We start from the raw sequence: 6762 nt of genomic DNA on the forward strand, positions 1-6762 counted from the left end.
ATAACTCATCGGGTTTCCAACCGCGGAAATACTCCATCTCCCAGTAAAGCCTTGGCCGTTTTGCACTGTGTAGTGCTGTATCCAGTAATGGCCTTAGTTCCTGATAATCATCCCAGGTGATAGAATCAGCTACTTTCAACGCCAGGTATCCAGGTTTTTCTAACAATATTGCATACATAATCTGTTGTGTTTTATGCCATTAGGCAGGCAGCCTTAGCATCTTGGAATGTCTAAAATCATTTAGTCAAAAATCTGGCTTCTGCTGTCTCCGTTTAGGTACCTGTCAGTGGTCTCGGGGTGGTACGAATTGAATTAACTTGGCGATTGTAAACACATTACCCCCTTATTCCAGTACCGAAAGATTATTAGATTCACGTTGACAAGTTGACCTATCCTATTGTGAGCTTACGATGCCAATGAGATAGGATAGCCCCTACTAAAAACGATTTCGCCAATTTGCCTTTCCCCCCTTTTCTCGTGCAAAATGCTAGCATTCAGACCCGTTTCGTGGCTTCAACGATCAAACTGAATTAATACAGCGCACTACTATAACCTCGCGGTATGCATGAGAAAGTCTATTAACCCAAAAGGATTGTTAGACTTACGAAAAAGGATTAAATGGAAAAACAAATGGCCCTTATGTGCAACAATGTTGCACATAAAAGAAAGGATATACGAATCCTATCCTAGCCTAGTAGAGGTGGCTGCCAGTTGGTCAGCGAGGGAGAAAGCCAATGGGTGTTAATTGAGCCGAAACAGGCTGTCTGCCAGATCGTCAAAGGGCGAAAGCCAAAAGCAAACGCAGGCAATGACTCCAGCACGGTACCACAACAGCTGCAGACGCACAGGGGAGAACAACTATCCCCGATGGCCTGGTGGAGGGGATGTTGGTGTAAATCGGCAGCAATCGCTGTTTGTTGCTTATCCGTCCGTGCCAAAGCGAAGCTATCAGTACAGGGAAGTACCGAAAGAAGCAGCATGTAGGCGCACAACAAGCTATAAAACAACGATTTCATAAAGTAAAAATACGAGTATTTTACGTTCAACGGGTAGGTATAAACCGAGATGCCGGTAAAAAACTTATCAACAGCCTCCTGACAATGGATAAGTCAACTCGGTAAGGAACTTGTTAGCGTAGTCACTAATACTTTTGCAACGGCCTCCCCCTTGAAATATTGTCTAGAGATTTACGCAGCCCTAGATAGCCTCCCACCGAATTGGAGAGTAGTTTACCACGATCCCACCCAACGGATGTCGAAATGTGGCATCGTCCCAATCCGGGAAACTGGATAGGCCCTGAAAGCTTCATTAAGACAGAGAGCTGACCTGTACCCACTGGGTAAGGAATATCGTAGGTGCCTTCATTCATACTATAGGATATCCTCGACTGCCATTGAAGCTGTTGGGCAATCCGGCCTGATACGCCCAGGTGCCAAAGCGAAACCCGATTATTGGCAATGGCCCTGGAGGCAGGAAGGGCTGGATTTACTTCCGTTTGAGGAGTAAGGAAAGGTGTACCGATCGTTCGGTTTAAATAGGTCCATCCATCCTGATACTGAGAGTGATTGAAATAGTTATTTCGGCCCCGTCGCTTTGGGTCCTCGATCACAAATTCAGATCCACCCTGACTCCAGGTCGACAGGAACTCCAGGAGAATTCGATCGATCGTAACGGGCCCTTTTCCAGGTTTTCGTTGTAGCCGAATTCCCTGTAAACCATCAATGATATTGGTTAAATAAAACAGGGCTCCCGTTTCGTATAAATTTTGCCGGTATAACAATAGATTACTTGTGCCCAGGTTAATATCAATCCCACCATCGAATGAGCCAATGCCATTCCCTATTCGGTTACCCTGATCGATGGAAATGACACCTTGGGTTGGTACGTAACCCGTTCCATACGAAGCGGTAATAACCCGGAAATAAGCCTTTAAATCAGAAGCAAAACGTCCATCCGAATTATCCGATAAACCTGGAATACCAACCAGACTTGGCGCATAACCGCCCCATTGCGCTTCGTGATTTCCACCGAAATAAATTCTAACCCGAGATGTTTCTTTCCCCAATCGTATGTATAAGGCTTTCTGATGGAGGTAACTTCCTTTCACGAAGCTATTCGCAAACCAGCCGTGATTATAGAGGGCATTGATGGCCACAAAACCATGGGTAAATCCAAGCGGCACATAACCCATGGTTCCCAATTGGATCTTGGGTAGGGGCATTGCATTCCCCGACCAACTGTAAGACCCGGAGGTTAAGAGCGTATCGACGATTCCGACGATTCCACGTTTTCGTCCTGCGTACAGCTCAACTGGCCCCCAACGTACCTTCAAATAGGCCTCTGGGAGCTGCAGTTGGGTCTGAAGCCCTGACCTTCCAACTACTTCCAGACCATAGCCCCAGTCAAGGCGTTTAACCGGTAAAAGACTATCGGATTCCTGACGTCTACGGTAGTCTCCATAAAGCCCCACTCGCACCATGGCCGTTGACCCGTTTATAGGTACGATACCCGATTGGTTGGCTCGTAACCAGAACGGTACGGCCCCTGTAACAAGATAAGCACCTGCTTCCACGTAGGCCTCAGTTGGCCGAACCAATGAAGGCGACTGGGCTGTTGCAGTTGATAACCAACCCAATCCACAGGCAAGGCAAATACACTTCATTTCAAGTAAACGTGTTAAGCTGTTTTGTTTTGATTTTAGGAAGCTTCTAATCAAGTCTATTGGGTGATTCGGCAGGAAACCTAGCAGTCTACCAGTGATGAAAAAGATTCGATTGTTGATTTGTATAAACCCGAAGTAGCGCTACGTATTAGGGATAATTTCTCCAGCAATATTTTACTATGGACCCATCCCGATCAAGACGCGTTTAACGGCTGAAAAAGTAGGAGAGCGTACCCAAATCACATACAGTCCGGGTATTAATCCGGGTAGTTCCATCACTTGCTGCTCGGCCAGACTCGATACCTTCACATGGGCCATTTCCTGCCCGGTAAGTGAATAGATTTGAATGGTTGCATTAGACAAATCTTCGCGGGTCTCAATGGTAATGCGTTTGGTTGGGCTTGGGTTGGGATAAACGCTGAGCCCCTGGTTCGATTCATCGATCGTATAGCTAAAACCGGACGAAACAGGAGAGGAGCAGGTTAGCGCACCATCGTACCGGATAAAAGCCTGCGCGAAATACGTTCCCGACCGCCTGGCTTTCAGCTTTGGAGTTTGACTGGTCGCCGTATCCAGGTCAACGGTCCACTGATAATAGTCACCGGGAATTGCCCCTGTCGATTCCAGGGTAAACGTTCCCGCCTGCTGGATCAATGGCGTACTGGGCAGCGCTTTAACATCGACCCGAATCGGATTTGACAACGGGGAAAAACATTGATTCCTATCCTGAGCACGGGCGGAATAGGAACCCGACTCGGATACACTGATCACTGCACTGGCATCACCCGTCGACCAAAAAACAGGCCATGGACTGCTTGCCGTTAATTCCACGCTGGAGCCGTCACAAAAGATGGTTGGCCCAGCTGCCATCAGGGTTGGTACGGATGGGAGTGGATTCACCGTTAAGGAAACGGGATTAGACGAAGAAGAAAAACAGTTAAATTCGTTCTGGGTGCGGACGGTATAACTACCACTTAAGTTAACCGCAATAGAGACAGTCGTTTGGCCTGTACTCCACAAGTAACGCACGGCCTCACTAGCGGTCAGTGTTCGCTGCTGGTCCGCACAAAAGGCACTACTACCATCCGACGTTATAGATGGTGTTGGCGGGAGTGGATTGACCAGCAGGGCGATTGGATTGGAAGGCGGAGATGGGCAACCTGCCGCATTGAATACGATCACGCTATAATTTCCCGATTTGCCTACCTGAATTTGACGGGATCTTTCTCCTGTATTCCATTGATAATTAGCTTGCACTTCAGCCATCAATAGGGCTGTTTCTCCCTGGCACATCGTTGTGGATCGGCTGGCGGTTATAGCCGGTTTAGGAGGCAATTCATTCACGATGACCTGAATGGGTTCGGAGGTAAACAAACAGCCACTGGCGTCAGTTAGCTGAATCTGAAACTGTCCGGTGCTTCTTACCGTCAGGACTTTCGTGCTATCCTGAGTTGACCAGCGAATCGGTTCAGTGTATAGGGCCTGTAAACGAACACTATCCCCTTCACAAAATGTAGTCGGTCCTGTAGTGGTAATAGTCGGTTTAAAGGCTACCCGTACCATTGGTGTTATTAGCACATTCCCATTGCTATCCTTAACCTTGGCCTGGTACAGGCCAGCACCCTTCTGTATCATTGGACTATTTTCGCCTGTGTTCCAGGTTATTGACGAATAATTACCTACAACTCCGATTGCCAACTGATTGCCATCTGTGCAGTCAATTGTTAAGGCGGGAGGGGCTATACTCAGTTGAGGTTGCGCCCCCTCAAAGAACCGATCAGACAAACTCGAATTCCAGGCCTGGGCAACCTCAACTAAACCAGCCGGATCAAAGTGTACATCATCATAGGTCACCTGGGTCCTGGGTGGTCGCTGACGAGGGATTTGAATGCCATCAGTATTAGGACCTGCAAACACATTAGGCACGGTGGCGATCACTTGATTTTGAGCCGCAATAATTCCCGGCCTTCCCCCAATTCTGTCCCCAGTATAAGAAGCACGTGCGACAACCCAGGGTACATCCTTACCCGTTTCCCGCCTACTTCTGTCTATGAGCGCTTTCAAATCCGCAGCATACGCATTGGTAGTTGTATTGATAAAGTTTTCCGCTTCGCCCTGATGCCATAAAACGGCGCGTATACCCAACATATGGGTATAAAACTGTAGACAGGCTCGTAAATTTGCATAAGGCTGCCCCGCTTCATAAAAAGCCCCTGATTCGTAAATGCTTTCCGTTCGACCAGCTTCAGCACTTTCCCGCCAATTCTTTATGGCCGTGCCTTCATAAGCCGCGTTGAAAAATAAGATGGGTACGTTCAGGCGCGTGGCTAACATATCGCCTAACCTCCCCCAGCACCAACTACCCAGGCCTCTCGGGGCCATTCGTTGACCCTGGTTCAAATGGGCAAATTGCCGCAACACATCTATAGGAGGATCGAGTGCTGATTGAGCAGAATCGAAAAAAGTAAGTGCATTCACCCGATCATCCGTTGCACTTGCCATATCGTCATACATACCCTGAGCATTGGATTGGCCCGCAACAATAAACACCTCCCCAACACCAATACGCTCCTGGCGTGCTGTGGCCACTTCCTGGTTCCTGAAAATACCTCGTATCTCCAGATCATACCACCCGCCCGTAGCTTGAACATTTCCCGAGAAAACGCCCCCAGCAGGATTATCATCCAGTACAGTCCAGTCGGTGGAGGTTCCCTGGTTATTACGGGCCACAAGACGTGCCTCCAGGCGACTCATGGCCTGGGTAATATAGCCATTGATATGGAGTGTTGCTTTGTTGTCCAGCGACCGCTGAAATACAGATCGACTGCTGGGAAAATTAATTACAATTTGGGCGAGGCCACTTGCCGGAAACAACCCTAGTAATACGGCTACCAGCCAAATATTGCATTCAATACAAATGTTGTATCGTTCTTTGATTTCTGAAATCATTAGGACCAATTGTGGAGTGGGCTGTCTGTTTCAGATATGGTTAGGTTTAACCCTAAATCGTCTGAGGCCTACAATACGTATTGACAAAAGCCGGTTCCGGATAATTAATGATTTAAACGTTTACTTGTTACTGAGGAAACCATTGATCTGTCAATCAATTACAATGCTGTGCACTGTACAGGTTTGTAGTACAGCTTTAAGTAAAAAATCGCCCACAATGAATGGGAAAGGTTTAAATGGGTTCACAGAAAATAATCAGGTTCCATCCTGTTGGTGAGTGCTGGGTCTACGATTGCAAAGGCTTTACCCTGCACACCTTAAAGCGTGTAATAGGTTTGCGGTGTTGCTTGGTGTTCAGGCAATGGAAGGTCCACCAGCTGATAAACACTTCGCTCTATTCCCTGGGCGATGGTATGAACCGGCGTGTCAGTGGGACGGTTCTCGAAGGGGTCCTGCAATCGGATCGCGCTTTTCTCGATCAGAAAAAAAGCTGCCGCAATTACGGTTACGACCGGGACTTCGATAAAAAATAAATCCTCCACAAAGCCAAACGGAAGTAAGGCAGTAAAGAGGAGAATAAATACCTGAAGGTAAAACGTATAGGTTTTAGGAAATACGGTATTTTTTATTCGCTCGCAACGACCCATAGCGTCGGTCAGGCGACTTAGGGTCGAGTCGAGTTGTATCAGCTGGAAATCTGTTAAGTAGCCTTCCTGATACAACTGACGGAACTGATTGGCGTGCGCTTGGAGGATGGCCAAAGGCGGGTGAACCGGGTTATGGATTTGATCCTGGGCCGGTATATATGCATCGAGTAAACTCTGGGTTGGTTGCCCCCGTAACGAATGGCCCAGGACATAACACCACCCGACTTGTCGGCGGGCAGCTACTCGGCTAATTTCAATAGACTTCTCTGGCAGGAAGGTGAGTAATTGCCGAATCAGGGTTCGGCTATCGTTGACGATACTTCCCCATATATTACGAGCTTCCCACCAGCGTTCATACGATTGATTGGTTCGGAAGGCTAACAGCAGGGAAATCCCGGTTCCCAGCAAAGCCGGTATCGCGATCGGGACCGATAGAATTTCTAAGCCAATATAATGGCGAAGCACAAACAGGAGATTGGTCAGAATAAAAACGCCGATCGTTTC

Annotated in this window: 5 protein-coding genes (1 of these 5 running past the window's edge); all 5 read right to left on the minus strand. The window is 47.8% G+C overall.

Going from position 1 to position 6762, the window contains the following annotated elements; all coding sequences use genetic code 11:
- Positions 1–178: the 5' portion of an STAS/SEC14 domain-containing protein gene (locus BGO59_RS26670; RefSeq protein ID WP_293688767.1), read on the minus strand. 200 nt of this gene lie to the left of the window's left edge; only the first 178 of its 378 coding nucleotides appear in the window; it begins with the start codon at positions 176–178; the stop codon falls past the left edge of the window.
- Positions 179–686: 508 nt separating this feature from the next.
- Positions 687–1016, minus strand: a complete 330-nt coding sequence (locus BGO59_RS36475) for a DUF6660 family protein (RefSeq protein ID WP_365982435.1) — start codon at positions 1014–1016, stop codon at positions 687–689.
- A gap of 125 nt (positions 1017–1141) precedes the next feature.
- The gene (locus tag BGO59_RS26675) at positions 1142–2662 is read right to left on the minus strand and encodes a capsule assembly Wzi family protein (protein WP_293688769.1); all 1521 of its coding nucleotides are present in this window, start codon (positions 2660–2662) and stop codon (positions 1142–1144) included.
- A gap of 177 nt (positions 2663–2839) precedes the next feature.
- Positions 2840–5611 carry a sialate O-acetylesterase gene (locus BGO59_RS26680; protein WP_293688771.1) on the minus strand — a complete coding sequence of 924 codons (2772 nt, stop codon included), beginning with the start codon at positions 5609–5611 and terminating at the stop codon, positions 2840–2842.
- Positions 5612–5928: 317 nt separating this feature from the next.
- On the minus strand, positions 5929–6762 hold an 834-nt coding region (locus tag BGO59_RS26685; RefSeq protein WP_293688773.1), incomplete at its 5' end, for a bestrophin family protein.

It is taken from the genome of Spirosoma sp. 48-14 (genome assembly GCF_001898575.1).
Lineage (GTDB): Bacteria > Bacteroidota > Bacteroidia > Cytophagales > Spirosomataceae > Spirosoma.